This is a genomic window from Nostoc sp. UIC 10890 (assembly GCF_054786515.1).
Map to the genome: position 1 here is coordinate 899705 of NZ_JBSGKF010000001.1, position 24223 is coordinate 923927.

The following is a 24223-nucleotide window of genomic DNA, read 5'->3' on the forward strand; positions in this document are numbered from 1 at the left end:
TCAAATAATAGCGTGCTAATTACCAGGTAGTTCAGGGTAAAATAATCATTCTCCGCAACCGCTCAGGAAATAGAATACAACCAATGGCTAGCCTCAACCTCATTTCAGAATATAAAAGCTTTGGTGGCAAACTCGGTTTCTACAGTCATCACTCCTCAATCTGTAACGGTGAAATGCGCTTTGCTGTTTATCAACCACCACAAGCAACTCAAAAACCTGTGCCGATTCTCTATTTCCTCTCTGGATTAACTTGCACAGAAGAGAATTTTATGGCGAAGGCTGGGGGAGTGCAGCGGTTTGCAGCTGAGTACGGTTTGATATTGGTTGCACCAGATACTAGCCCGCGTAATACTGACATTACAGGTGAGGATGATGACTGGGACTTTGGCACGGGTGCGGGCTTTTATGTTGATGCTACAGAGGAACCGTGGCGTCAACATTACCAAATGTATAGTTATGTAGTCCAAGAGTTACCTGCTTTAATTACTGCCAACTTCCCCGCCCAACCTGAGAAACAAGGTATTTTCGGTCATTCGATGGGGGGACACGGGGCGCTTGTCTGTGCGATGAGAAATCCAGGACTCTACAAAACAGTATCAGCTTTTGCACCTATTACTGCACCTATGCGTTGTCCTTGGGGTCAAAAGGCTTTCAGTGGTTATCTTGGCAACAATCAAGAAAGTTGGCGTGCTTATGATGCTAGTGAATTAGTTAAAAAAGTAGGATATCACAGTCCAATTCTTATTGACCAAGGCACTGCTGATAATTTTTTAGCGGAACAATTACTGCCAGAAGTGTTTGAGCAGGCTTGTGCAGATGTTAACCAGCCGCTAAACTTGCGTTACCAAGAAGGCTATGACCACAGTTATTATTTCATCGCCAGTTTTATTGAAGATCATATCCGTCACCATGCGATCGCTTTATTAAAGTAGTTTTCATCTATTTATCTATTTAGAACCCACATTTCTAGAGGATTCTTATTTAATTTTTGACAAAACTAAAGTAAGCTTGCTATTTTCTGATTGGTCAAACTTAGCCAAGTACATATATTTTTATTTGGTTGCAAAAATCAACTTCAGCACTAACCATTAAGATATTGTCGAATTTGCAAGCAGCCAAGCTTTCTGAGTCCATGCGTTTTTAAATAACCCGACCTCTGGCACTTTTAATTCAAATGAATGAGGTGGTGACTGTAGCAACAAAGGCGAACTTTTGTCATGGGCCTCAACTAAATTAACTATCCAGGGAAGAAAGTCTAAGATTTCTTTTGGTAGCACAGTTAACTCAAAATCCCACAACAAATTAAGACCTCGGCATACTTGTCCTTTTCTGATCACCGTTACTCTACCAGCACTTTTGTTAATAGCCAGTCGAAGAATGAATGGGCGGAGTGGCACAAATTCATCTGGTGCTGTATAAGCGTATACATTTATATAGTTCAGTCTTTGCCTATGATCCATCCAAGATGCGATCGGTGAATTACTACTATAAGATGTACCAGTTATGCTCACTGGCATATTCATAGCATCTGCAAAGTTAGAGTAGAACTTATGCCTTAGTTCGCTAACAATATGTTTAGCTTCTGGGTTCATTGTTGCTACACCTGTGACAAAAGCGGCCGCATAGCTTCATAAGATACACTTAATCCCTTCACTTTCGCCTACGATTATTTGAGTCATACTATATTTTTTTTACTAAATAGATTTAATTAGTGGTTGGATGGTGTTGAATAGTCCAGTCAATCCTGACTTTTCACGGCATCTGGAAAACCTCTCTCTAAATCTCTCTCCTAAAAGGAGAGAGACTTTGAATTTCCCCCTTCCCGCTGCGGGAAGGGGGTTAGGGGGTTAGGTTTTTCGTGGACTTCTCCACATAACGTGAAAAGTCAGCAGTCAATCAAAGCATAAAAAAAGGCAGACGCCTTGTCTGCCCTCAAGACCTTAGAGTTATTAAATTCTTGGTTTTAGACCTTAATAGCGGCCAGAGCCACCGCCACCATAGTTTCCTCTTCTACCGCCAGAGGAACCTCCATCTGTTTTGGGCTTCGCTTTATTAACTTTTAAGCTCCGACCCATCCACTCGGCATTATCAAGGGCTTCAATTGCTGCTGTTTCTTCAGCGTCTGATTCCATTTCTACAAAACCGAAACCTCTAACGCGACCTGTTTCTCGGTCGATAGGCAATTGAACATTTTTGACAGTTCCGTATTCTGCAAAGACGTGCCGGAGGTCTTCTTCTTTAACCTCATAAGATAGATTACCGACGTAAATTGACATAGAATGTCTCCAGAATCAGGGGGTGTAGAGATTTAGATCCGGAGAGGTCTGTAATACAAGTATATATAAAAACAAACTACACAGCCGAATTTAATCTTCCATGCATATTTTAACATAAATTGAAAAGTTATGTTCATAAGCAACAATATACTTATTTGTTGATGTTAAGAGGATGTTTGAAAAGTTGTTTGTGATGTAACAAATACTTGTATATCCTCCTCAATTTACCTTAAAAAGGGGAATTTTGATTTATTTCTCTCGTTCTTAAGGAGGGTAGGGGCAATCTTTATACAACTTAATACTTTACAAATATCCTCTAAATATTCGGACAGTTGGTGAAACTAGTTTAAAATCAACCTACGAGCGATCGCACTCAGTTTGAAGTCACCAAATAATTTCAATCACTGAACTTATTTCTATCCAAATAGTATTAGTAATTTTTCAATTTTATTCACTCAAAATTTCGAGATAGCGCAATTAAATAAAACCAGTGCGATCGCTTCTAACGTAAAATTAATCTCCATCCAGCATTTGCTAACAGCTTGACGCCCATGTTTTGCGACTACCTGATCCAAATTCTAACTGCCCGTGTATACGATGTTGCCCAAGAAACACCACTGGAGTATGCTCCAAATCTGTCTGCGCGGTTGAATAATCAACTCCTGCTGAAACGTGAGGATATGCAGTCAGTATTTTCCTTTAAACTCCGGGGTGCTTATAACAAAATGGTGCAACTGCCACCAGATATCTTGGCACAGGGTGTAATTGCAGCATCAGCGGGAAACCATGCTCAGGGAGTCGCTCTTGCAGCCAATCGCTTGGGAACCAAAGCAATTATCGTCATGCCAGTAACCACACCCCAAGTCAAGGTGGACGCTGTTAGAATGAGGGGCGGAGCAGTAGTGTTACATGGAAACACTTACGATGATGCTTATAGCTATGCTCGTGAATTAGAAGTAGAAAAAGGACTGACCTTTATTCATCCCTTTGATGATCCCCATGTAATTGCTGGACAGGGAACAATCGGGATGGAAATTTTGAGGCAATATCAGCAACCCATCCATGCAATTTTTGTCGCAATTGGAGGGGGCGGATTAATTTCTGGGATTGGGGCTTATGTAAAACGGTTGCGTCCTGAAATCAAAATTATTGGTGTTGAACCAGTAGATGCTGATGCGATGTCTCAATCACTCAAAGCCGGACATCGGGTGCGCTTATCTCAAGTGGGGTTATTTGCTGATGGCGTAGCGGTGCGGGAAGTAGGTGAAGAAACCTTCCGTTTATGTCAGCAGTATGTAGATGAAATTATTCTGGTGGATACAGATGATACTTGTGCTGCAATTAAAGATGTGTTTGAGGATACGCGATCCATTTTAGAGCCAGCTGGTGCATTAGCGATCGCAGCTGCCAAAGCCTACGCCGAACGAGAGCAAATCGAGGGACAAACCTTAATTGCTGTTGCCTGCGGTGCAAACATGAACTTTGATCGCCTCCGCTTTGTGGCAGAACGTGCAGAGTTGGGTGAACGCCGCGAAGCGATCTTTGCAGTCACAATTCCTGAGCAACGGGGAAGTATTCGCCAGTTTTGTGAATGTATTGGCAACCGGAATCTGACCGAATTTAATTATCGTATTGCTGATGAAAAAACAGCCCATATTTTTGTAGGTGTACAAATTCAAAATCGTGCTGATGCTGCAAAGATGGTAGAAAACTTTGAAGCTCAAGGATTTAAAACCCTTGATTTAACAGACGACGAACTAACTAAATTACATCTGCGGCACATGGTAGGTGGGCACTCTCCCTTGGCTCACAATGAATTGCTCTATCGTTTTGAGTTTCCCGAACGTCCCGGCGCATTGATGAAGTTTGTTACTTCCATGAGTCCTGACTGGAATATTAGTCTTTTTCACTACCGCAACAACGGCGCAGACTATGGGCGAATTGTTGTTGGTATCCAGGTTCCCCCCCACGAGATGCAAGAGTGGCAAGCTTTTCTTAATAACTTGGGCTATCGCTATTGGGATGAGAATAAGAATCCGGCATACAAGCTGTTTTTGGGGTAGGTGGGGAAGAGGCGGAGGGGCGGAGGGGCAGGGGAGCAGGGGAGCAGGGGAGCAGGGGAGCAGGGGAGCAGGGGAGCAGGGGAGCAGGGGAGCAGGGGACAAGGGGGAATTATTGAACAAGTCTCTCTCTTGTCTCCCCCCTCTTCCTTGTCTACCTTGTCTCTTTTCCATGCCCAATGCCCAATGCCCAATGCCCAATGCCCAATTTAACGAGAACTACCCTTCAATATCAGATTGGAGTCCCAAGTATAGAAGCCGATTTGATTAGGAACCCTAGAGAATCTGCCTGTCCGATAGCCTCTAGATAGTTCATTCAGCACCTTATTTTTGATCTCTCTAATTTGCTGAGAATCTAGTTCTCCATAAATTCCGGCGATGACTTCAGCAACGCTGAAAACTTTACCTGGATTTTCTTCTAACAGAGAGGTGAGGGCATCAATTAAGAATTGACCCTCAAATGCCTTGAGCATCGGTACTGTTTTTGTTGGGGGTACGAAAGGCTTCTTATTTTTGTTTTTGATACTCCTAGAAGCACCATTGCGATTACTTGGGGCTACCAAACTTAAATCTAGAGTATAACAACCTGGCTCATCGGGAATAGTTACCCAGTAATTCCTTTCTCTGCCTTGGGTGAGGGAAGATTGCACCCTACCTTTGACTACTTTGAATAGATGGGAATCTAACTCTCCATAAAGCGATCGCACGATAAAATCAATATGACAAACAGTCCCTATCTGCTCTTGCAATAGCTGTTTGATAGCTTCCATTCGCGAGAGGGCGTGCTGATATTGGGGTAGCATGGGAATTTCCGCTACCTTCGTTGAACTATCGTTGTTCTCTGGAACGATTTTTGGAGATGTTGATGTAGTTAGAGGTTGACTCTCTTTTGTATCAACAGCAGCAGAATTATCTATCTCAACCGGATCTGAGTCTTTTCGTACTGACTCTACAGACTCTACCAGGTTGATTTCGTTGATGTCATCAAGGGGTGATAAAAACCGCAGAGAGCCTTCTTGCGAAAGATTTGAGGTTTCATCAGCCGCAGTCAGTCTAGATATCTGCTTGTTCGGATCAGAAAAAGACCAGTTAGACAACAATGCTTCTACATGATCGAGTTGCGATCGCGCCTGCACAAAAAGCCGTTCATACTCTTCTGTGAGGCGAGCATAATAGTCTCGTAATTCTAACAGTGGTGAGAGAAAAGTCCCCGGAGGTGGTTCTAATTGTCCATTTTGAGTCATAAGGCGTCAATCAATTTAAATCGATGTCACTTTTGTAAGACATTGCTCTGGGTTTTGCTTTTTGAGATGTTGGCTGGGATTTCTTGGGCGCTTGGGGAGGGCGACATCTCTCACAATATAAGGGTCGAGGGCCGAAAGTCTCGCGCTTTGTCAGATCGTTACACTCTTTACAGACAAACTGGAAAACACGAGTATGAATCTGTCTTTTGTGCGCCCTGACAGTATATTCCCTAACATCAATGAATTTACTTGCCATAATTAGGAATTGTGAATTGCCGACGTTATCAATGTCCTATCAATATAGCTATTCAAGCAAATCAAACCGCATCAGTGTGTGTTTATGTAGAAGTTTTATTCAAATCAGTGAATTTGACATCTAGACATAAAGTGCAGATGAGCAACTTGAGAGTTAGCCATTGACTATCTTCTCAGCATATAATTGGTGATGAGCAAACACTACTACCATTCCTTAGGCGCAGGCGATTTTCATTGCCCTCATCAGAGAAATTGGGGATGGAGAAGTGCAGAATTACTCACTTCCACTTCCATCGATTTGCAAATCAAGCGATCGCCAGTGTGTCTAATTGCCCATCATAAAATTACCGCACTCCTAACCCCTCTTCCTCATGGTAGAGGGGTGACGCCTAACGAAGCCATTCCTGTCTAAAAAACAACCGCCTCCTAAAAACAGGAGGCGGTGATTTAATAAATAAGTTCGTAGTCAAGACTTTATTCGTTGAATTACGAATTACGTTAGCGTAGCGGTAGCGAGTCCGCGAGCGTCATTACGAATTACGAATTATGTTGACAGATTACTCCTGACTAGGAGCAGCAGGTTGCGATTGAGGTTGTTTGCGTAAACCGCGCAAAGATTCCCGCAACTTGTTTTGGCTAGCATTATCTCTTCGCCGCCGCCGATTTGTGGTTGGTTGTGGCTTTTGTGATGAATTAGTAGTCGCTCGTTCACGCTGGATGCGGCGTAAGGACTCTCTTGCAGTTCCTTGAGTGCGAGTTGTTCTAGCTCCAGATGATGGGCTTGTAGCAGTATTTTCGACTCTTTGAGGTTGCAACCGTCTACTAAATCCAGATATTGCTGGTTTTGATGGGGGTGACAACTCTCTGCGCCGGCGTCTTGGATTTTCCTCTGTGGAATTGGCAGCCCTTGTTTGCTGGGTTCTTTCTTCTGCTTGCCTTTGTGCTTGTCTTTGTGCTTGCCGTTCTTGAACTTGGCGCGATCGCCGTGAACCTTTGATGGCAAATTCAGTTGCTATGGATACTCCTTGTCTACCTCCTTCTGCGGGTTTTAGTTTCCAGTTACGCGCTTGTCTAGCGGTTTCTTCATCTAAGTCGCGGTTTCCACTGGAGCGAGCAATCCGCACATTGGTAACATTACCTTGGGCATCAGTATCTACAGCTACTTCTACTCTGCCTTCAACTCCTCGCCGTCTTGCTGCCTCTGGATACTTGGCATTACATTCGCGGCAAGCTGCACGACCATTACTATTACCATTACCTGAAGTGTTAACTTTTGGAAGTGTTGGCGCTGTTGCTACTGGCAGACGGTTTCCTGCTCCATTGCCTGTACCAGAGCCAATTCCTGAACCCGTACCATTACCAGAGCCAGAGCCACTTCCTGAACCCGTACCACTACCAGAGCCACTTCCTGAACCCGTACCTAAAGCAACACCAGAACCGGAGCCTGTGAGAACTCCACTACCACCGCCACCCCCGCCAGTGTTTTGACTGACTCGTGAATCTCTTAGTTCGCTCAAAACTCCTCTTAACTTTTCACTACCTTGGTTTGTGGAGGGAGCAACAGCTGTCACAGGGGCTTCTGTCTTGGGAGCAATTTCCCTATTTGTTGGTTGAGGGTTTTGAGTAGTTTGTTTTGGTTGTTCTTGAACTGGCTGAATTTTTGGTCTTTCAATAAATTCTTGTACTGTTTTTTGTACTTGTGGAGTTTCTATAGGCTGTTTTTGGACAATCTCTGGTTCTTCTTTAATTTCTTCTGGAATCTCTGCAATTGGTTTTTCTGGTTCGGCAATCGGAGAATCCACGATCGCAAACTCTATTGCGTCATCTTCTTCTGTGGGCACTCTCGTCAAATAATTGCCTATGCCTGAGGACAGTACGCCGATATGCAGCGCCAGTGAACCTATTAGACTGTAAGTCAGAAAAGACTTGAGAGCCTCAACTTCTTTGGAACGTTGCTCGACAGTAATGCCGGAAAAGCTCATAGCTATTGCTACCTATTCTCACTAACTCAGTCATCTTAGAATGTACGGTTACAAATATCAAGTAAAAAATTAAAATTACTTGATATAGCCTTACGGAACCACGTACTAGTAAAAACATCTTTATCAAACTACTAAAATCATGGTTTTCAGACAAAATTAATTTTTGTTTCAATTCAATTAAATAAATTTATATAAAACCAACAAACAATTAAATAAAATTCATGATAGTTACATTTGAAAAAATTATCATTATATTTTATATTTTATTGAGAATAACTTTCAGCTTTCCGCTAGATTCTGGTAGTCTGATTTTGTACTGTGGATGAGGTTATAGAGGCACTACATGGGAATTCAAAATTTGTTTGCAGCAGGTGGTGTGGTCATGTGGCCCCTGTTGGCATTTTCGGTATTGGGTGTGGCACTGATCATTGAGCGGATTAGGTTTTGGGTAAGGATAAATCAGCGTCAAAGCCGTGTGGTGCGGGATGTTTTGAATCTCTACCGACTCGATAATGTTGTCGGTGCAATGGATAAACTTCAAAAAAATGCAGATTTGCCACTCGCCCGGATTTTTCTGGCAGCTTTAGAATTAGAGGAGCCAAATCCAGAGGAATTTCGTTTGGCTTTAGAAAGCGAATCGCAGGCTGAGATCCCTGTGTTAAAACGTTTCCAAAACCTTTTCGAGACAATCGTTAGTCTAGCACCTCTGTTAGGGCTTCTCGGCACAGTATTAGGATTGATAACCTCCTTTGCTTCCCTAAATCTTGGTGATGTGGGAGGTAGTAAAACGGCAAGTGTTACCGCTGGGATTAGTGAAGCCCTAGTATCAACAGCATCAGGATTGATAGTTGCTATATTCATACTCATGTTTGCCAATACCTTTCGGGGACTGTATCAGCGGCAAATTGCCTTAATTCAGGAGTATGGGGGACAGCTAGAATTACTCTACCGCCGTCGTTATGAAAGAGGAGAAAAAACTTATGCGTCTACCAGATGAACCAGAACTTCCGCTACAGATCAACATTTTGCCGATGATTGACGTGATTTTTGCAATTTTGACATTTTTCATCATGTCAACTCTGTTTTTAACCCGTTCAGAAGGTTTACCTGTAAATTTACCGAAGGCAGCTACGGCAAAACAACAGCAAGTTCCCTCTAAAATTACGATCACGGTAGATGAACAAGGAGTGGTAAGCCTAAACAAGAAACAAGTTGCAGTTGATGATTTGACACAGCAAGTGCGGACTTTAATTGGTTCAAACTCAGAAATGTTAGTGATTATTAATGCTGATGAAAAAGTTGGCCACGGGAAGGTAGTGGCTGTGATGGATCGAGTCCGTGAGGTTCCAGGGGCAAAATTAGCGATCGCTACCCAAAAATAATAAGTATAAATATTACTTATCAGTAAAGGCAGAAGGCAGCGGGAAAACTGCCCTCTGCTTCAGTAAAGTGAGCAGAGGAAGCAAAAGTTTATGTGATGAACACAGGGGCGATGTTTACCATACTGAGTGATAAGTGCTGAATACTCTTCTTATTACTCAGCACTCTTCATTTACGAACTGCGCTTACGCATCTGCAACTCTTGAGATATAAGTTTAAGTAATGATTGTTGGTGTGAATGGATAAAAAAGTGGTCACTATTGAACTCATGTAATGAGAAAGCAGCGATTGTCTGCTCTCGCCATGCTTGTAGCTCCTCATGACTAACTTCTTGGTCTTGCAAACCACCAAAAACATTAATAGGACACTCTAGTGGTTGTTTTTGAGTGTAAATATAAGTTTCCAGAACGGCAAAATCTGCCCGTAAAATAGGGAGGAACATCTGCATCAGTTCCGTGCTCTCTAGTACTGCTTGAGGTGTACCGTTAAGATTGCGTAGCTCGTGAATCAAATCATGGTCTGATAGGACGTGGAGCGGTGGTTTTGTCAGGGGGATTTGTGGGGCGCGACGAGCAGAGATGAAGAGGTGAAAGGGAGCAAGACTATACTGAGAGTTGAGTAGACGGGTCAACTCGAAGCTAACTAATCCACCCATGCTGTGACCGAAGAAAGCGAATGGCTTGTCTAAATATGGTATCAGAACTGGAGCGATCGCTTGAACGAGAGATTCTAATCGCGTCAATGGCGCTAACTTAATCTGTCTTCCCCGTCCCGGATATTCCACAGCACAAACTTCGACATTACTAGGTAGATTATTAGGCCATGTGCGGAAAATTGCCGAGCTACCACCAGCGTAGGGGAAGCAGAATAAACGCAAGTTGGCTTTAGGATTTGGTTGTGGACAGATAACCCAGGAATTGAAGGTCATTTTTTTTACTCGCAATTTATTATTTCTCTACTATATAAAGTCGGTTGGATTAAGTAGTCATTGGTTATTTGTCATTTGTCATTGGTCATTGGTGCATACCTCTAATTGGAAAACTGAGTGATATTCCAATACGGTTCGGATAAGAGCTTGTTTGAAAAGTATAGGGCGAATATAATTCAATACAGTTCAGATAAGACCAAAACACTTGTAGAGACGGCGATTTATCGCGTCTCGAAAACCCAAAATTTTTGCCAGTAGCCCTTAACCCAAACGTATTGGAATATAATTCGCCACTGGACTAACGAGAATTGAAGGTTTTTAACCCCCTCGGGCTGGTTTTGTCTGTGTAGCCGCGACTTCTAATCTTCATAATTTCAGTATTTTTCGCTAGGGTAGAAAAAAGCAACTTTTGATAAACTAAGAGCGCATTTTGGATCAAATGTGTTCTTACTCACTTGCGGCTGGATTTCTTGTTTTTGATGAAAAAACACCTACTAAAAAAAATTCAACAGCGAGTTGTACCATGATTGCGACACCTAAATTAAGATACTTAAACTGGGTAAAACAAGGATTCCACCAGCTTAGTATTCGGCAAAAAATTTTTTATGGCTACGGTCTGGCTTTGGGAATTGCAGTTTTGGGAACAACAGCGGGGTTGGTAATAGGCGATCGCTATTTTCAGCAAGCTAAACAACAAATGATCGTGGTTGATGAAGAAGGAAGCTTGTTAAGTAGTTTGCAAGGCGAACTCTTGGAAATACAGATTCACCAACAAGAAATACTGCCTTTTTTGCAGCAGCCGCAATCTTTGCAAAGGGGAATTGCTGATTTCAAAAGCGATCTAGCGGATGCCGAAACCTTGCTTGCTCAAGCGCAGGAATTTAGTCAAACTATTTCGGAAAGAGATTTACAAGCTCTGTTCACAAAATATAACAGCACGATAGCCGGATATTTTGAACAATTCAGGTTACTGATTCGGCAAATTTTGCCATTAAGTTCACAGCCATCGGGAGCTACAAAAGCGCAGCAATTAATCTCAAAATTCAGTCAAAGTCAGGATGCTCTGAAGTTTTATCAATTTGCCCATGAGTTAACCGACTTTGCCAAAACGCTTCAACAACGGCAAGATGAGGCTCATTTAGCTCAAGAAAAGGCTGCGTTAATCCAAGCTCAGATTATTATTGTTAGTATGCTGCTGTCAGTGGCGATCGCTGCCATCCTGGCTTTCTACACAAGCACAATCATCGCCTATCCCATTAACGCGGTGACGAATATTGCCCAAAGAGTTACCCAAGAAGCTAATTTTGACTTGCAAGCACCTGTAATTACACAAGATGAAGTCGGAGCGTTAAGTAGCTCCCTCAATCAACTTATTCAACAGGTGAAGCACCTTTTAGAAGAACAACAAGCCGAGTCCCAAATCCGACTCATTCAAAGTGAGAAAATGTCTAGTTTAGGAAGGATGCTGGCTGGTGTCGCCCACGAAATTAATAATCCGATAAATTTCATTTCTGGAAACCTTGTACACGCGAAAACCTATACTGACGATCTATTAGCGCTGCTGCAAACATACAAAGCCGAAGTTCCTCACCCTTCGCCTGCGGTGGAAACATTAGCAGAAGAAATTGATTTGGAATTTTTGGAAGCAGATTTGCCAAAACTCTTCAACTCAATGACAGTTGGCGCTGACCGCACGCGAGAAATTGTGCGGAGTTTGAAAGATTTCTCTCGTTTAGATGACGGGGAAGCGCAGTTAGTAGAGCTACACGCTTGTCTAGATAGTACACTGTTGATTCTGAACAATCGCCTGAAAAATGGGATTAGCCTTGTTCGCAATTATGGAGAGATTCCACCGATTCCAGGCTATACAGGTTTACTTTATCAGGTATTTATGAATCTTCTCAGTAATGCCATCGATGCATTAGAGGAAAAATTAGCTGAAAATCCCGAATTTTTACCCGAAGTCACCATTATCACAGAATGTTGGCAGAATGATTTAGCGATCGTGCGAATTGTGGATAATGGCCCTGGTATTTCACCAGAAAATCAGCAAAAGATATTTGAAACATTTTTTACAACCAAACCACGCGGTATTGGTACAGGTTTGGGGCTAGCGATCGCATATCAGATTGTGGTAGAAAAACATCAAGGTAAAATTACTTGCAAATCTGAGCTAAATCAAGGAACAGAGTTTGCGTTGGCTTTACCAATTTCTCATCCTTAAGCTAGTAGCTTGCAAAATTTTATTCGTTCATTATGAAGCTTGCGTGTCCTAATGTTTTAGGAGACTGACGCAAGTCTGCCTACACATAAAGACTCTAAGCTAGTTTTAGCAAGCTTTTTGAGAACAAAGGAAAAAACAAACTTATGGGACTTTTCGATCAAATTCTCGGTGCCGTCGCTAATCCCAATCAACAGGGCAGTTTAGGTCAGTTGGGAAGTATCGTTAACACTGTACAGCAGTTGAGCGATCGTACAGGTGCAGACCCATCTACCATCCAATCAGTTTTGTCAATTGTGGGTGGCCAAGTGCGTTCTGCTTTACAACAAAAGCAAGCCACTGATGGGAATGAAGCTGCACAAACTCTAGTGAATCAATATGCTGGGACTTCTCCTAACCCCCAAGCCGTCAATTCGCTATTTTCTCCTCAGATACAACAACAGGTAGCTCAGATTGCTGCCCAACGCACTGGGTTAGATGCGGGGATAGTTCAACAATTGCTACCTTTAGCCGTACCTTTGGTACTGAATTTTTTGCAATCAGGTGCCAATGCTCAAAATCCCCAAGCTGGCGGAAATTCTGTACTGAATTCCTTCTTAGATGCTGACGGCGATGGTGATGTCGATATTGCTGATGCCATCCAAATGGCTAGTCGATACATCAAACGGTAACACTTTTCTCCACTCCCCACTCCCTTCTGATAAGCTAGACATCGGCAATTAGGCCTTGCTAGATTCCTAGCTAAGACATAGGCTGAGAATATGGGAAATCTGCAAATATAAATCAGACAGTCTATGGCTAAACTTTTTGACTGTATTACAGAGGAACTGCAAGACTTTATTGTTGCCCAACACCTTTTCTTTGTTGGCTCTGCACCTTTGAGTCCTACAGGCCATATTAATCTGTCTCCTAAAGGTTTGGATTGCTTTCGCATCTTCTCTCCCAACCGAGTAGGTTACGTAGACCTCACAGGCAATGCTAACGAAACATCCGCCCATTTGGAAGAAAATGGGCGGATAACCTTTATGTTTTGTGCTTTTGAAGAACCTGCGTGTATCCTGCGTCTTTACGGTCAAGGAAGCACGATTCTACCGAGTTCTCCAGACTGGAACTCTCTATACTCTCAGTTTTTGCCGATACCTGGAACTCGTCAAATTATCGTCGCTGATATTGAAAAAATCCAGATATCCTGTGGTTTTGGTGTACCACTCTATGAATATCGAGGTCAGCGCCAGACTCTAGTAAACTGGGCTAATAAAAAAGGCGAAGAGGGAGTTAGAGAATATCAACAGCAGAAAAATCTAGTCAGCATTGACGGTTTACCAACACCACTGAGTAAATTAACCTGAAACTTTGTTGCTTGTAGGGTGGGCACTAGTACCGCAAGGCGGAATTAAAAATTAAAAATTAAAAATGAAGACAGCGTAAGGGTTTTGTTGATTGGGAATGGGTGGTTTATTTACGCCGTGCTGTACTAGAATAACTACTTTACTGTAATACCTAGACCATCTAAGCGACACAATTTCACTTTATTGATGAGCTTTGCACCTATTTTTTCATAAAACTTGATTCCACCTTCGTTAGATACAGCTACAGTCCAATCAATTCTGCCGCAACCTTTTTCCTGCCCAATCTGGCGCAAGCGTAGCATTAACGCCTGACCAACTCGGTGGCTTCGATATTCAACTTTGACATATAAATCATCAAGCCAAATTCCAGGTTTTGCTAAAAAAGTTGAATAGATAAAGTGATAGGTTGCCAACCCAATAGTATCCCCATCAACTTCAGCCAAAAGAACAAAAGCAAGGGGCTTTTCTCCAAACAAATCAATTTCTAGCTTTTGAGGAGTTGCTTCTACAGATTCAAGACAACCATCAAATTCAGCTTTTAAATGAATCAATTCCATTATGGCAGGAATATCTCTTTGATTTGCATCTCGAATTAAAATATTTCTCCCCTTCATATTCTTCTTATTTGCTATTTCTCTAAAACTCGTATTGAGAGATAATTTCTGTCTCACTCTTTGCTGCATTTATCCACTCTTGCATTGCTGGAAGTGCCAAAACTGCCTCAACATAATCTCTAGAAATAGTATCTAACTGCACATCATAGGTAACAAACCGCAGAACAACTGGAGCAAAAAACGCATCCGCAATAGTGAACTTGCCAAACAATAAATTGCCACCAGCCCCAAATTTTTGACGTGATTCTTGCCAGATACTAGTAATGCGGTCAATATCTTGTTGTACACCGGATACTAAACCTTTCCCAGGATATTTAGTACGGCAGTTCATTGGCATATTCTGACGCAAATTTTGAAACCCTGAGTGCATTTCCGCACTGATGGAACGGGCTAATGCCCTTGCCGATTTATCCTCTGGCCACCATTGCAAAGTTGGAAACGTTTCAGCTAGATATTCACAAATCGCGAGAGAATCCCACACCGTTTGTGTATCGTGCAATAATACAGGTACTTTTCCTGATGACGAGTATTGCTGAATTTTTGATGAAAAATCTTGGTTGTTGTAGAGAGGAATCCGAATCTCATTGAATTCTAAACCGAATTGCTTCATCGCTAACCAAGGACGAAGTGACCAAGATGAATAATTTTTATTGCCAATTACTAAAGTAAGTTGTGTCATTTTTTTTAATATCTATAAAGCTGTTCAATCCACATACACACATCTGCTTGAGAACCTGAAGAAAAATATTTTCCCGTAGCAGGATCGTAAGCTTGCCAATAAATATTACCGTGGCGGTCAACCTTTTGAAAAACTTGTAATTCGTTAGGATTTTCTAGGAGTTTTTTGAAAAGGTTTTTCCATAAACTATGCAGAGATTTCCATAAATTTGAGCTAATTTTTTTCTGGGATAACGGACTACAATTTATTTCTATATCTTCTGTTGGTAGACACCTAATGTGATTATTCATAGAATTGTTTCTGAAAGTTGCTCAGTAGATAAAACAGTAGCAACATCTCAGTTAGGAATCAAATCATGGCTTGCATAGGTTCTATAAATGGGATTTATAGATATGAAAAGTCACTAATACAACCTTTTTGTCACAATAAAGTCAGGATGTGTATACTCTTGTTTTCATCAATTGCCCATGAAATTATCCCAACTTCGAGCCATAGTTGCAGTAGCAGAGCGTGGTAACTTTAGTGAGGCAGCCTTTGAATTGCAGCTTTCCCAACCTGCGATTAGTCATGCCATTGCCACCCTAGAAGAAGAACTGGGTGTGCCTTTATTTGCCAGAGGTCGTCACGGTGCTGTGCTGACACCAGCTGGAGAGCGGATTTTGTATCATGCGCGTCAAGCAATGCAGCATCTAGAGATGATGCAACATGAAGCAAACCTGCATAAAGGTTTACACGGTGGTCATGTGCGAATTGCGGCTTTTCGGAGTGTCGCCACCCATCTATTACCAAAAGCGATCGCACAATTTCACGATCAATTCCCAGAAATTGCTGTCACAATCATAGAGTGCTCTGCTTTCACGCATGTAGAACAGTGTTTGCGTGATGGACGGGCCGATATTGGTATTACTTGTCTACCAACTGGTGAGGAATTTGAAACCTGGGAAATTTTTCGGGATGAATATGTAGCTTTACTACCACCACATACCAAAATTAGCAGTCCGAAAATTACGTGGGAAGACATAGCAGCCTATCCGCCGGTTTTGCTTCCTTGTACACCCTGTGGACGCATTCTTCACAACCACCTGAAGACTTTGGCAATTCCAATCAATACTGCTAGCGACATTCAAGAAGATTCCACAGTCGTTAGCATGGTAAATCAAGGACTGAGAGCAGCTATTATGCCTCGTTTAGCAGCTGTACCCATTCCCCCAAAGGTTCAGGTATATAGTTTACCTGCACCACTTGAAAGAGTTATTGCAACTGCAATTTTATCTAATGTTCTCCAAGTACCTGCGGTGTTCACATTTCTGGAGATGTTGAGAAAATTTGACTTTTATAGTTTAGCTAAATTCGCTTATTGATCACATATAGGACTCATATTTGATTGCTGAAAAAACTCCGTAAAACTAAAAAACCCTTCTTTCCTATTGCCTTCTTGCCTATTGCCTGTATACGCAACTCAATTCAAAAATCAAAGCAGATTCCTATACGAATTAGTTAAACCAATGCCTCCTTTAGCGAATTCTTCAACAGTTTTTTGTGAAAATTCATGAGTTGCGATCGCCTGCAACATTGCTAGTGGTAAAGTCAAATGATGCGCCCCAGCTTGCAATGATGCGGCTGCTTCTTCAGGAGATTTGATACTAGCTGCCAAGATTTCCGTATCACTGCCTTTGAGTACGCTAGCCATATCCCGCACCAAAGCAATACCATCACCTAATAACCGAGTAGCTCGATTGACATAAGCTATGGCAATTTTAGCTCCTGCTTCCCGTGCTACTGCTGCCTGTGCTGCACTGTAAATCGCTGTCACTGAACACGTAATCTCTGGCGATAGACTCGCCACCACTTCAAAACCTAATGGTGTTGCGGGAATCTTCAAAATTGTTTGTGAACCAATAATCTCGAAAGCTTTTCTACCTTCAGCTAGCATCCCAGCTTTATCAGATGCCATAAGTTGATAGTATAACGGGCCAGAAGTCAAGGCAACCAATTTTTTCAGCGTGGTTTCTGGTGGAGTATCGCTTTGAGACAACAGCGTGGGATTTGTTGTAATACCTTTCACCCATCCCCAAAGCTTAACAACTTCAGCTTCCGATGCGATCGCTGAGTCTAGATATAGTGCCATAATTTTTCCTGAATCGATTGTTAAAATTAATGTACCAGATGTGTAACTTAGACTTTCTTACCTATCAAAATATTCTGTACTATTTCCTAGCCCTTAGCATACTCTAGAACTCATATTTGATTTTTGAAAAACACCGTACAACTCAAACAGGCTATTGCTTATTGCCTATTGCTTGCCGACACAAGTAAGTGCAAAAATCAAAGCGGATTCTTATATTGTTTCAGGACGGCCATCCGGAAGTCTTTCAGAAGCAGGATATTTTCATTAATTATGACTGCTTAATTTATTCTTGATTATTACTGTTCCCTGTTGGGGAAATTTTATCGTAAAACTTGTTCCGCCTCCTACCTCAGTATCTACATAAATTTCTCCGTGATGTATTTCTAAGCATTTTTTCACCACAGCCAGTCCTAGTCCACTGCCAACTATCTTGCCTACATTATTAGCACGATGAAAAGGCTCAAATAAATGCTGATGAAATTCTGAAGGAATTCCTATACCATTATCTTTGACTTGGAAAATGATTGCGTGTGGTTCACAACTAAGAATTAGGAAAATCCTTCCCTCTGGAGGTGAATATTTCATTGCATTTGAGAGTAAATTAGTCAAAATCGAATACAGTAGATTTTCATCTAATTTGGCATGAGTACAGTTACTTTGACTGATAAATTTAATAGTATGCTGTTGTTGATTACAAAATTGGAGGTCTTCTATTAAATTAATGCAAAATGCTTCCAAATCTATCAGTTCTGGATGAAATTCCAATTTACCAGCTTCTGCCCTAGTCAAAGTTAAAATATCGGTCAGTAACTGGTTCATTGACCTAGCTGAAGATTGAATGCGATACAGATTTTTAAGTTTCTTTTCTTCTGTCCACTGCTGATTACTTTGAGCCAATAGTTGAGCCGACCCTAAGATAATACTCAATGGTGTACGAAATTCATGGGATACCATTGAAAAAAAACGCAACTTCAATTCACTAAGTTCTTTTTCTTGAGCTAGAGTTTTTTGAATAGTTTCTGCTTGCTGGCGCTTAACTAATTGTTGATAAAGCAAGGCATAAACCCCTAGTAAAATAGCAAAACTCAAGAAAGTACCGAGGAATTCAATTAACATCCGGTTGCGGATATTATCTTGAGAATCTCTGACCGAAATTTGCAATAACTGTTCCTCCCTAGCTTGCATTTGGGTAAGTATTTCACGGATTTGATTACGGTTTTGGTTGCCTTGAATAATTAGAGGTGCTTGAATAGCAAAGCTTGATTTACCTGCTTTTTTGAGGTTAATTGACTGTTTAGATAACTCAATTCTTTGAGTAATAAAGAATTTTAGCTTCGTTAGTTGCTGCTGTTGAGAGGAGTCATCAGCAATTTGTTGCTGCAACTTTTGAACTTTGGCATCTAGGCTTTGCATTGCCTGATAGTAACGTTTTAGTTCTGATTGCTCTCCATATAGGATATAACCCCTACGTCCTGCTTCTGCATCGGTTAGTGTCGCAAAGATGTCGATAATATTTTTCATTACCTCATGCGTGTCCTTCACTTGATTGCTACTTGCAATTAACTGAGTAGCATTTTGGTAAGAAATAAGACTAACTGTACCCATTAATAATAAACACAAGCCAAAACCAGAGGCAATCCATTTTCTTTCCAGCGACCATTTCATAGAAAAAATCAATTAATGGTTCAGAGTCCATATCTTAATCCAAGACCTGACACCAAAGTAAATATTTTCCAACAGAGGCTTAGTTCAGAATTACTTTTATGACTAACCGATTTCTACCCGATTTTTGCCTTTTATCTGCACAACTAGTTGTTAAAGTTTTATATAAAATCAACTCCTTTGCACTAAAATATCTCCAAATAAATTTAATTGTTTGTTTGGAGAATTTTAATTTTATATATTTCCTTGTCCTAACTCAAATTGAAAGTATTAAGGTTAGATATTGGGATTCATCCTAGTTTTTTAATTCACGAATATTCTAACAATGCGGATTTTGGTAGTTGAAGATGATGTACAGCTAGCAGAAATGCTGATGGAAGCCCTAACTGATCGTCAATATGTGGTAGATGTGGCTCAAGATGGAGAACAAGCGTGGGATTCCATCAAAGTCTTGGAATATGATTTAGTGGTGCTAGATATTACCTTACCCAAGTTAGATGGTGTGAGTTTTTGTCAACGCTTGCGATCGCCTATTGGGGAGCGGAGCATGTCGCGCAATCGCACAATACCTGTACTCATGTTAACAGCACGCGATACCCTTGGTGACAAAATTACCGGGTTGGATGCAGGGGCAGATGATTATATGGTCAAACCTTTTGAAATGTCAGAGTTAATGGCTCGTGTTCGCGCACTGTTGCGCCGTAATAATGCCACCACATCTTTCCTAGACTTTGGTTGGGGTAATCTGCGTTTAAATCCTAGCACTTATGAAGTCACCTATGCTGGCCAGTCCTTACACCTAACACCCAAAGAATTTGCTCTTTTAGAACTAATGGTTTCAAGCGGTCGGCGGGTGTTAAGTCGAGCCGGAATTATTGAGCGTATTTGGTCGCTTGATGATCCACCCAGCGAAGAAACTGTTAAGTCTCACATTAAAAGTTTACGGTATAAACTTAAAGACGCAGGTGCTGCCGATGATTTTATTGAGACAGTTCATGGATTGGGCTATCGATTAAAGCAGCTTTAGAAAACTAACCGATTTCTACCTTATATTTGCCCATTATCTCCACAATTGATTGTTAGACTGCAATTAAATTACTGAAATTAACCTCATTACACTACCAGTTCTCCAAATCGATTTAATTATTGACTTGGAGAATTTTAATTTTGACCTCCGCTAACACACCACAACCTTATAATTCTGCATTATGCTATCGCTAACATAGCCTAAGTAGATTTCAAAAATAAAATACTAGTCCTAATATATAGGAATCCGCTTTGATTTATGAAATTATTTGCGTAATTAGGGAATAGGCAATAGGCAATAGGCAACAAGCCTCTTCAAGTGTACTGATTTTTTTCAAAAATCAAATAGGAATCCTATGGAGATTCATTTAGTTAGATAGCATTACTTTTTTAATCACCGATTTTTCCCCCATTCCTAACCGATATTTCAACTTTTCAAGCGTAATATATCAGAACAAAAGTACGTTGGGAAGTTTATTTGAAATTTAAGGATATTTTTATGTCTCGTTTTTCAGTAAATATTTCTAATCTTGTTATTACCAACAATGAGTATCGCAAGCTAAGAGTTTATGCAGGAGAGCATCAAATATCAATTAATGAAGCAATTCGGTTATTAATTGATTCTCTTTCAGAATGCTCTCAAACTAATAAAAAACAAAGTGTAAGCCATTCGTTTATGTTTCCTAGAAGGTTTTTGCACGTTTCTTTGGATGATAAGTAACTTGTAAAATTAGAAGTTTTACTACAAGTAACCAATTTATGAATTTTTGTGTCATTTACAAGGAAATTGTAATTATGAATACTCTTGCCTCTTTAAATTTAGTTAAATCTCTAGAAAATTCTGCTCCAGAAACGCCAAATTCTCAACCCATGTATGCGCTAATTTCAGTTCATGGCGACCCGACAGCTGAAATTGGCAAAGAAGGGGCAGGTGGTCAAAATGTCTACGTGCGAGAATTGGGGTTAGCATTAGCAAAACGCGGCTGTCAGGTTGATATGTTTACCCGACGCGAATACCCCAACCAAGAAGAAATTGTGGAGTTAGCACCAGGATGTCGTACTATTCGTCTAAATGCTGGGCCAGCAGAATTCATTTCTAGAAATAATTTATTTGAATACCTACCAGAATTTGTAGAAGCTTGGCTGGATTTTCAAAACCGAACAGGGCGCAGCTATGCGTTGATTCACACTAATTATTGGCTTTCTGGTTGGGTAGGATTAGAACTTAAATCTCGATTGGGATTACCTCAAGTTCATACCTATCACTCTATAGGGGCAGTTAAATACCGCAATGTGGAGAATCCGCCGCAGATTGCAGCAATTCGTGATTGTGTGGAGAAGGCAATTTTAGAACAAGCAGATTATGTTATATCCACTAGCCCTCAAGAAGTAGAAGACTTACGTCAGTTAATTTCGCAACATGGACGTATTAAAGTTATTCCCTGCGGAATTGATACCGAACACTTTGGTTCTGTAAGTCAAGAAGTTGCTCGCCAACAGTTAGGAATTGCTCCAGATTCTCAGATTATCTTGTATGTAGGACGCTTTGACCCCCGCAAGGGAGTTGAAACCCTAGTCAGAGCTTGCGCCAATTTGTTGCCTTCAGCATTTCAACTCTATTTAGTTGGTGGTTGTCGTGAAGATGGAGCAGACTTCAAAGAACAACAACGCATTGAAACTTTGGTGAACGACCTGGGATTGGAAGCCGTTACAGTTTTCACTGGAAGAATTTCTCAAGCGCTGTTACCTGCTTACTATGCCGCCGGGGATATCTGCGTTGTACCGAGTTATTACGAACCTTTTGGTTTAGTGGCGATTGAAGCAATGGCAGCCGGAACACCCGTAATTGCTAGTAATGTGGGAGGATTGCAGCATACGGTAGTGCATGGTGAAACCGGATTTTTAGTTCCTCCTTGTGATTCTAAGGCATTAGCGATCGCTATTCACAGTCTATTACAAAGCCCAACTCTAAAACAAAGCTATGGCAATGCTGCACAAAATTGGGTTCAGTCTCGTTTTAGCACTCAGGGAGTTGCCGCTCAAGTTCACGAGCTTTATCAATCTTTAACACTGGATACATTTGTTCAAGAAATTATTCAAACTAAAAAGTTAACTCCAGATTTAGAAAAGCAAATACAAAATTTGTTGAAGTCGAAAGCTTTGAAATCAAATGAAATTAAAGCTTTAGAAAAATTAATTGACTCTTTTTCTAATGGCATTGTCCAGTGGGCAAGCAGTTAAATAAAATCATATTTCCTGCAAAATCACATTAGGGAACTGATTACCGAAAAATCATTGGGCAAGACGTACATATCAAACATTCTTGTATTTAATACCAATTAAATTAATGATTGCAACACATACTTGGGTAAAGACGCGATGAATCGTGTCTCTACAAATGGTCTATTTGTCGCATTCTTTTTTCAAATTGGTATAACAATGCCCAAATCTCGATTTTTGGAAAAAATAAGGTGCGTTATATCTCTTCATAACGCACCATCTATTAGCAGTTCCAGATTAATAAATCCACATTCCTTATTCTTCTGGCTCTAAATCGACTTCTTCCTCTTCATCTTCTTCACTGGCTTTAGCTACAGAGTTAGCAGAAACAACAGCGCCTTTATCTAACTTTTCACGCACCAGTTTCTTAATTTCTTCAGCAAATTCAGGCTTTTCTTCTAGATACTTAATGGCGTTGTCTCGTCCTTGGGAGATATTATCGCCGTTGTAACTATACCAAGCTCCTTTGCGGATAATAATGCCCGTTTCTTCTGCTAGGTCAACAACACAACCCAAGGTAGAAATACCTTTGCCGAAAATAATGTCAAATTCCGCTATTCTGAAAGGCGGCGCTACTTTATTTTTGGCGACTTTGACTTTAACGCGATTACCAAATTCTTCTGTACCTTTTTTCAAGGTTTGAATTCGGCGAATATCCAAGCGTACCGAAGCGTAAAATTTTAATGCGTTACCGCCAGTAGTAGTTTCTGGGCTACCGTAAGTAACACCAATTTTTTGCCGCAACTGGTTGATGAAAATTACTGTACAACCAGATTTACCAATGTTACCAGTAATTTTACGCAAAGCTTGGCTCATTAACCGCGCTTGCAGTCCAACGTGGGCGTCACCCATATCGCCTTCAATTTCAGCACGGGGAACCAGTGCTGCTACTGAGTCAATTACTACAATATCAACCGCAGCAGAGCGCACAAGCTGATCAACAATTTCCAAAGCTGATTCGCCAGTGTCAGGTTGGGAAATCAGCAAATTGTCAATATCTACACCCAATGCCGCAGCATAAGTAGGATCAAGGGCGTGTTCTGCATCAACAAAGGCAGCAATACCGCCATTTCTTTGCACTTCGGCGAGCGCATGTAGCGCTACTGTGGTTTTACCGGAACTTTCCGGCCCATAAATTTCAATTACCCGCCCCTTGGGTAAACCACCACCCAATGCTAAATCTAGGGTAAGCGCTCCACTGGAAATCGTTTCCACCCGCATCCGGGTAGCATCGCCCAGGCGCATGATTGCCCCTTTACCAAAGCTGCGCTCAATCTGGTTTAGCACCATAGTCAGTGCTTTTTGCTTGCCGGAAGTATCGGTGTTTATAGCCATTTCTGCCTCTAATGCCTCTAATCTAAATATATGGTTTTAAGGAGTGTTGGTTTCGGAGCTTGAGTAGAACAGATATACTATTTTAACCAGAAAATTCTGGAATAGGACTTCTCAAATCAAAAAAGGGTGTGACAAGATCGTAACTCGATCGCTACCAGATTAGGGTAGTTTTGCACAATGATACCAACTTGCATTCAGAGATAGCTTTTTTTGGCTGGGTAAGCAAGGGTTTTCAAAGAAAAAATTACCTAAACAACTGACCCTGACGCAGTGTACATAGCTAGACTGCTTGATTTTGGAGAGATAAAAGCTTAGTACAACGCCACGCGATCAATAAACCGTTGAATTTTGCTCACTCACAACATAAACCTTAGTATTCCCCGACATCAATATATAGGAATCCGCTTTGATTTCTGAACTAATTTGCGTAGGCAGGCAATAGGCAATAGGCAATAGGCAATAGGCAACAGGCAAGAAGGCTTCTTAGTTGTACTATTTTTTTCATAAATCAAATATGAGTCCTACAGCTTGAGCCAGAATTGAAATGAGAAGATTTGCAAAAAAGGTTTTGACTTTGAATGTTGAGCCTTTACCTGCTGATAGTGAGCAGCTATCTGGTTATCAGGGTTTATATCGAGTTGATAGTGGTGAATATCGAATTATTTACAGGTATTTTCCCGATCGCGATTTAATAGAAGTGATTTTAGTCGGTAGGCACAATGATGATGATGTCTACAAAAAATTGAAGCGTTTACTGGGTTAGGCTTTGGTTTTCATTAAAATGCTAGAATCTCTCCAGCACAA

General features: G+C 41.1%; 25 protein-coding genes. 13 read left to right on the forward strand and 12 right to left on the reverse strand.

What is annotated here, in order from left to right; all coding sequences use genetic code 11:
- The first annotated feature begins 83 nt into the window (after window positions 1-83).
- A complete protein-coding gene (gene fghA, locus ACWATR_RS03540) occupies window positions 84-932 on the forward strand; it encodes an S-formylglutathione hydrolase (protein WP_460329584.1) in 849 nt (282 codons plus the stop codon).
- A 156-nt stretch (window positions 933-1088) separates the two neighbouring features.
- Here the strand turns inward: fghA and ACWATR_RS03545 are convergent, their stop codons facing one another.
- Together ACWATR_RS03545 and ACWATR_RS03550 are read right to left on the reverse strand one after the other, a co-directional pair.
- Window positions 1089-1592 (reverse strand): hypothetical protein, encoded by a 504-nt coding sequence (locus ACWATR_RS03545; protein ID WP_460329586.1) that lies wholly within the window; start codon window positions 1590-1592, stop codon window positions 1089-1091.
- 378 nt (window positions 1593-1970) lie between these two features.
- Entirely contained in the window at window positions 1971-2276 is a 306-nt protein-coding gene (locus ACWATR_RS03550; protein WP_435022648.1) for an RNA recognition motif domain-containing protein, read from the reverse strand.
- Window positions 2277-2827: 551 nt separating this feature from the next.
- On the opposite strand from ACWATR_RS03550, the gene ilvA reads away from it, so the two are divergent.
- Window positions 2828-4339, forward strand: a complete 1512-nt coding sequence (gene ilvA, locus ACWATR_RS03555; RefSeq protein WP_069074633.1) for a threonine ammonia-lyase, biosynthetic — start codon at window positions 2828-2830, stop codon at window positions 4337-4339.
- Window positions 4340-4545: 206 nt separating this feature from the next.
- Here the strand turns inward: ilvA and ACWATR_RS03560 are convergent, their stop codons facing one another.
- Window positions 4546-5580, reverse strand: coding sequence for a hypothetical protein (locus tag ACWATR_RS03560; protein WP_460329589.1), 1035 nt, complete (start codon window positions 5578-5580; stop codon window positions 4546-4548).
- 10 nt (window positions 5581-5590) lie between these two features.
- Complete coding sequence (locus ACWATR_RS03565) at window positions 5591-5836, reverse strand: hypothetical protein (protein ID WP_084227393.1); 246 nt, start codon at window positions 5834-5836, stop codon at window positions 5591-5593.
- Window positions 5837-6025: 189 nt separating this feature from the next.
- Between ACWATR_RS03565 and ACWATR_RS03570 the strand changes: the two genes are divergently transcribed.
- A complete protein-coding gene (locus ACWATR_RS03570) occupies window positions 6026-6247 on the forward strand; it encodes a hypothetical protein (RefSeq protein WP_460329591.1) in 222 nt (73 codons plus the stop codon).
- 145 nt (window positions 6248-6392) lie between these two features.
- Here the strand turns inward: ACWATR_RS03570 and ACWATR_RS03575 are convergent, their stop codons facing one another.
- Window positions 6393-7817: an energy transducer TonB gene (locus ACWATR_RS03575; protein ID WP_460329593.1), complete on the reverse strand. Its 1425-nt coding sequence runs from the start codon at window positions 7815-7817 to the stop codon at window positions 6393-6395.
- A gap of 343 nt (window positions 7818-8160) precedes the next feature.
- On the opposite strand from ACWATR_RS03575, the gene ACWATR_RS03580 reads away from it, so the two are divergent.
- On the forward strand, window positions 8161-8814 hold the full coding sequence (locus tag ACWATR_RS03580; protein ID WP_460329595.1) for a MotA/TolQ/ExbB proton channel family protein: 654 nt from the start codon (window positions 8161-8163) through the stop codon (window positions 8812-8814).
- Window positions 8798-9199, forward strand: a complete 402-nt coding sequence (locus ACWATR_RS03585) for an ExbD/TolR family protein (RefSeq protein ID WP_069074637.1) — start codon at window positions 8798-8800, stop codon at window positions 9197-9199. The genes ACWATR_RS03580 and ACWATR_RS03585 overlap by 17 nt, the downstream gene beginning before the upstream one ends.
- A 170-nt stretch (window positions 9200-9369) precedes the next feature.
- On the opposite strand, the gene ACWATR_RS03590 is transcribed toward ACWATR_RS03585, so the two are convergent.
- On the reverse strand, window positions 9370-10125 hold the full coding sequence (locus ACWATR_RS03590) for a thioesterase II family protein (RefSeq protein WP_460329597.1): 756 nt from the start codon (window positions 10123-10125) through the stop codon (window positions 9370-9372).
- 523 nt (window positions 10126-10648) lie between these two features.
- Here ACWATR_RS03590 and ACWATR_RS03595 point away from each other — a divergent pair.
- The 3 genes from ACWATR_RS03595 (at window position 10649) to ACWATR_RS03605 (ending at window position 13695) form a co-directional block, all read left to right on the forward strand.
- Window positions 10649-12349, forward strand: a complete 1701-nt coding sequence (locus ACWATR_RS03595) for a sensor histidine kinase (RefSeq protein WP_460329599.1) — start codon at window positions 10649-10651, stop codon at window positions 12347-12349.
- 143 nt (window positions 12350-12492) lie between these two features.
- Window positions 12493-13017: a DUF937 domain-containing protein gene (locus tag ACWATR_RS03600; RefSeq protein WP_181931406.1), complete on the forward strand. Its 525-nt coding sequence runs from the start codon at window positions 12493-12495 to the stop codon at window positions 13015-13017.
- 123 nt (window positions 13018-13140) lie between these two features.
- On the forward strand, window positions 13141-13695 hold the full coding sequence (locus ACWATR_RS03605) for a pyridoxamine 5'-phosphate oxidase family protein (protein WP_460329601.1): 555 nt from the start codon (window positions 13141-13143) through the stop codon (window positions 13693-13695).
- Between the two features lie 134 nt (window positions 13696-13829).
- Here the strand turns inward: ACWATR_RS03605 and ACWATR_RS03610 are convergent, their stop codons facing one another.
- The 3 genes from ACWATR_RS03610 to ACWATR_RS03620 are packed head-to-tail and all read right to left on the reverse strand — an operon-like array spanning window position 13830 to window position 15278.
- The gene (locus tag ACWATR_RS03610) at window positions 13830-14366 is read right to left on the reverse strand and encodes a GNAT family N-acetyltransferase (protein WP_460329603.1); all 537 of its coding nucleotides are present in this window, start codon (window positions 14364-14366) and stop codon (window positions 13830-13832) included.
- Window positions 14332-14988: a glutathione S-transferase family protein gene (locus ACWATR_RS03615; RefSeq protein WP_460329605.1), complete on the reverse strand. Its 657-nt coding sequence runs from the start codon at window positions 14986-14988 to the stop codon at window positions 14332-14334. Before ACWATR_RS03615 ends, ACWATR_RS03610 begins: the two co-directional genes overlap by 35 nt.
- A 5-nt stretch (window positions 14989-14993) precedes the next feature.
- Window positions 14994-15278 carry a hypothetical protein gene (locus ACWATR_RS03620; protein WP_460329607.1) on the reverse strand — a complete coding sequence of 95 codons (285 nt, stop codon included), beginning with the start codon at window positions 15276-15278 and terminating at the stop codon, window positions 14994-14996.
- Window positions 15279-15455: 177 nt separating this feature from the next.
- Here ACWATR_RS03620 and ACWATR_RS03625 point away from each other — a divergent pair, with 177 nt between their 5' ends.
- Window positions 15456-16349, forward strand: coding sequence for a LysR family transcriptional regulator (locus ACWATR_RS03625; protein ID WP_460329609.1), 894 nt, complete (start codon window positions 15456-15458; stop codon window positions 16347-16349).
- A gap of 110 nt (window positions 16350-16459) precedes the next feature.
- Here ACWATR_RS03625 and ACWATR_RS03630 read toward each other — a convergent pair whose 3' ends face one another.
- Both ACWATR_RS03630 and ACWATR_RS03635 read right to left on the reverse strand, forming a co-directional pair.
- On the reverse strand, window positions 16460-17116 hold the full coding sequence (locus tag ACWATR_RS03630) for a transaldolase family protein (protein ID WP_460329611.1): 657 nt from the start codon (window positions 17114-17116) through the stop codon (window positions 16460-16462).
- 264 nt (window positions 17117-17380) lie between these two features.
- Window positions 17381-18781 carry a sensor histidine kinase gene (locus ACWATR_RS03635; RefSeq protein ID WP_460329613.1) on the reverse strand — a complete coding sequence of 467 codons (1401 nt, stop codon included), beginning with the start codon at window positions 18779-18781 and terminating at the stop codon, window positions 17381-17383.
- 322 nt (window positions 18782-19103) lie between these two features.
- Between ACWATR_RS03635 and ACWATR_RS03640 the strand changes: the two genes are divergently transcribed.
- The 3 genes from ACWATR_RS03640 to ACWATR_RS03650 all read left to right on the forward strand — a co-directional run bounded on the left by ACWATR_RS03640 (window position 19104) and on the right by ACWATR_RS03650 (window position 22045).
- The gene (locus ACWATR_RS03640) at window positions 19104-19805 is read left to right on the forward strand and encodes a response regulator transcription factor (protein WP_460329615.1); all 702 of its coding nucleotides are present in this window, start codon (window positions 19104-19106) and stop codon (window positions 19803-19805) included.
- A gap of 498 nt (window positions 19806-20303) precedes the next feature.
- Window positions 20304-20525 (forward strand): hypothetical protein, encoded by a 222-nt coding sequence (locus tag ACWATR_RS03645; RefSeq protein WP_460329617.1) that lies wholly within the window; start codon window positions 20304-20306, stop codon window positions 20523-20525.
- A gap of 74 nt (window positions 20526-20599) precedes the next feature.
- The gene (locus tag ACWATR_RS03650) at window positions 20600-22045 is read left to right on the forward strand and encodes a glycosyltransferase (RefSeq protein WP_460329618.1); all 1446 of its coding nucleotides are present in this window, start codon (window positions 20600-20602) and stop codon (window positions 22043-22045) included.
- Window positions 22046-22339: 294 nt separating this feature from the next.
- On the opposite strand, the gene recA is transcribed toward ACWATR_RS03650, so the two are convergent.
- Complete coding sequence (gene recA / locus ACWATR_RS03655) at window positions 22340-23419, reverse strand: recombinase RecA (RefSeq protein ID WP_460329620.1); 1080 nt, start codon at window positions 23417-23419, stop codon at window positions 22340-22342.
- Window positions 23420-23963: 544 nt separating this feature from the next.
- Between recA and ACWATR_RS03660 the strand changes: the two genes are divergently transcribed.
- Complete coding sequence (locus tag ACWATR_RS03660; protein ID WP_460329622.1) at window positions 23964-24182, forward strand: type II toxin-antitoxin system RelE family toxin; 219 nt, start codon at window positions 23964-23966, stop codon at window positions 24180-24182.
- Window positions 24183-24223 lie beyond the last annotated feature (41 nt).

What these genes read in the sequence shown, in the direction of transcription:
- ACWATR_RS03575 (WP_460329593.1), bottom strand. Translation starts at nt 7,817, where the DNA reads ATGAGCTTTTCCGGCATTACTGTCGAGCAACGTTCCAAAGAAGTTGAG.
- ACWATR_RS03660 (WP_460329622.1), top strand. Translation starts at nt 23,964, where the DNA reads ATGAGAAGATTTGCAAAAAAGGTTTTGACTTTGAATGTTGAGCCTTTA.
- ACWATR_RS03545 (WP_460329586.1), bottom strand. Translation starts at nt 1,592, where the DNA reads ATGAACCCAGAAGCTAAACATATTGTTAGCGAACTAAGGCATAAGTTC.
- ACWATR_RS03625 (WP_460329609.1), top strand. Translation starts at nt 15,456, where the DNA reads ATGAAATTATCCCAACTTCGAGCCATAGTTGCAGTAGCAGAGCGTGGT.
- ACWATR_RS03635 (WP_460329613.1), bottom strand. Translation starts at nt 18,781, where the DNA reads ATGAAATGGTCGCTGGAAAGAAAATGGATTGCCTCTGGTTTTGGCTTG.
- ACWATR_RS03595 (WP_460329599.1), top strand. Translation starts at nt 10,649, where the DNA reads ATGATTGCGACACCTAAATTAAGATACTTAAACTGGGTAAAACAAGGA.
- ilvA (WP_069074633.1), top strand. Translation starts at nt 2,828, where the DNA reads ATGTTTTGCGACTACCTGATCCAAATTCTAACTGCCCGTGTATACGAT.
- recA (WP_460329620.1), bottom strand. Translation starts at nt 23,419, where the DNA reads ATGGCTATAAACACCGATACTTCCGGCAAGCAAAAAGCACTGACTATG.
- ACWATR_RS03600 (WP_181931406.1), top strand. Translation starts at nt 12,493, where the DNA reads ATGGGACTTTTCGATCAAATTCTCGGTGCCGTCGCTAATCCCAATCAA.
- ACWATR_RS03565 (WP_084227393.1), bottom strand. Translation starts at nt 5,836, where the DNA reads ATGGCAAGTAAATTCATTGATGTTAGGGAATATACTGTCAGGGCGCAC.
- ACWATR_RS03650 (WP_460329618.1), top strand. Translation starts at nt 20,600, where the DNA reads ATGAATACTCTTGCCTCTTTAAATTTAGTTAAATCTCTAGAAAATTCT.
- ACWATR_RS03620 (WP_460329607.1), bottom strand. Translation starts at nt 15,278, where the DNA reads ATGAATAATCACATTAGGTGTCTACCAACAGAAGATATAGAAATAAAT.
- ACWATR_RS03560 (WP_460329589.1), bottom strand. Translation starts at nt 5,580, where the DNA reads ATGACTCAAAATGGACAATTAGAACCACCTCCGGGGACTTTTCTCTCA.
- ACWATR_RS03550 (WP_435022648.1), bottom strand. Translation starts at nt 2,276, where the DNA reads ATGTCAATTTACGTCGGTAATCTATCTTATGAGGTTAAAGAAGAAGAC.
- ACWATR_RS03615 (WP_460329605.1), bottom strand. Translation starts at nt 14,988, where the DNA reads ATGACACAACTTACTTTAGTAATTGGCAATAAAAATTATTCATCTTGG.
- ACWATR_RS03580 (WP_460329595.1), top strand. Translation starts at nt 8,161, where the DNA reads ATGGGAATTCAAAATTTGTTTGCAGCAGGTGGTGTGGTCATGTGGCCC.
- ACWATR_RS03570 (WP_460329591.1), top strand. Translation starts at nt 6,026, where the DNA reads ATGAGCAAACACTACTACCATTCCTTAGGCGCAGGCGATTTTCATTGC.
- ACWATR_RS03630 (WP_460329611.1), bottom strand. Translation starts at nt 17,116, where the DNA reads ATGGCACTATATCTAGACTCAGCGATCGCATCGGAAGCTGAAGTTGTT.
- ACWATR_RS03640 (WP_460329615.1), top strand. Translation starts at nt 19,104, where the DNA reads ATGCGGATTTTGGTAGTTGAAGATGATGTACAGCTAGCAGAAATGCTG.
- fghA (WP_460329584.1), top strand. Translation starts at nt 84, where the DNA reads ATGGCTAGCCTCAACCTCATTTCAGAATATAAAAGCTTTGGTGGCAAA.
- ACWATR_RS03590 (WP_460329597.1), bottom strand. Translation starts at nt 10,125, where the DNA reads ATGACCTTCAATTCCTGGGTTATCTGTCCACAACCAAATCCTAAAGCC.
- ACWATR_RS03645 (WP_460329617.1), top strand. Translation starts at nt 20,304, where the DNA reads ATGTCTCGTTTTTCAGTAAATATTTCTAATCTTGTTATTACCAACAAT.
- ACWATR_RS03585 (WP_069074637.1), top strand. Translation starts at nt 8,798, where the DNA reads ATGCGTCTACCAGATGAACCAGAACTTCCGCTACAGATCAACATTTTG.
- ACWATR_RS03605 (WP_460329601.1), top strand. Translation starts at nt 13,141, where the DNA reads ATGGCTAAACTTTTTGACTGTATTACAGAGGAACTGCAAGACTTTATT.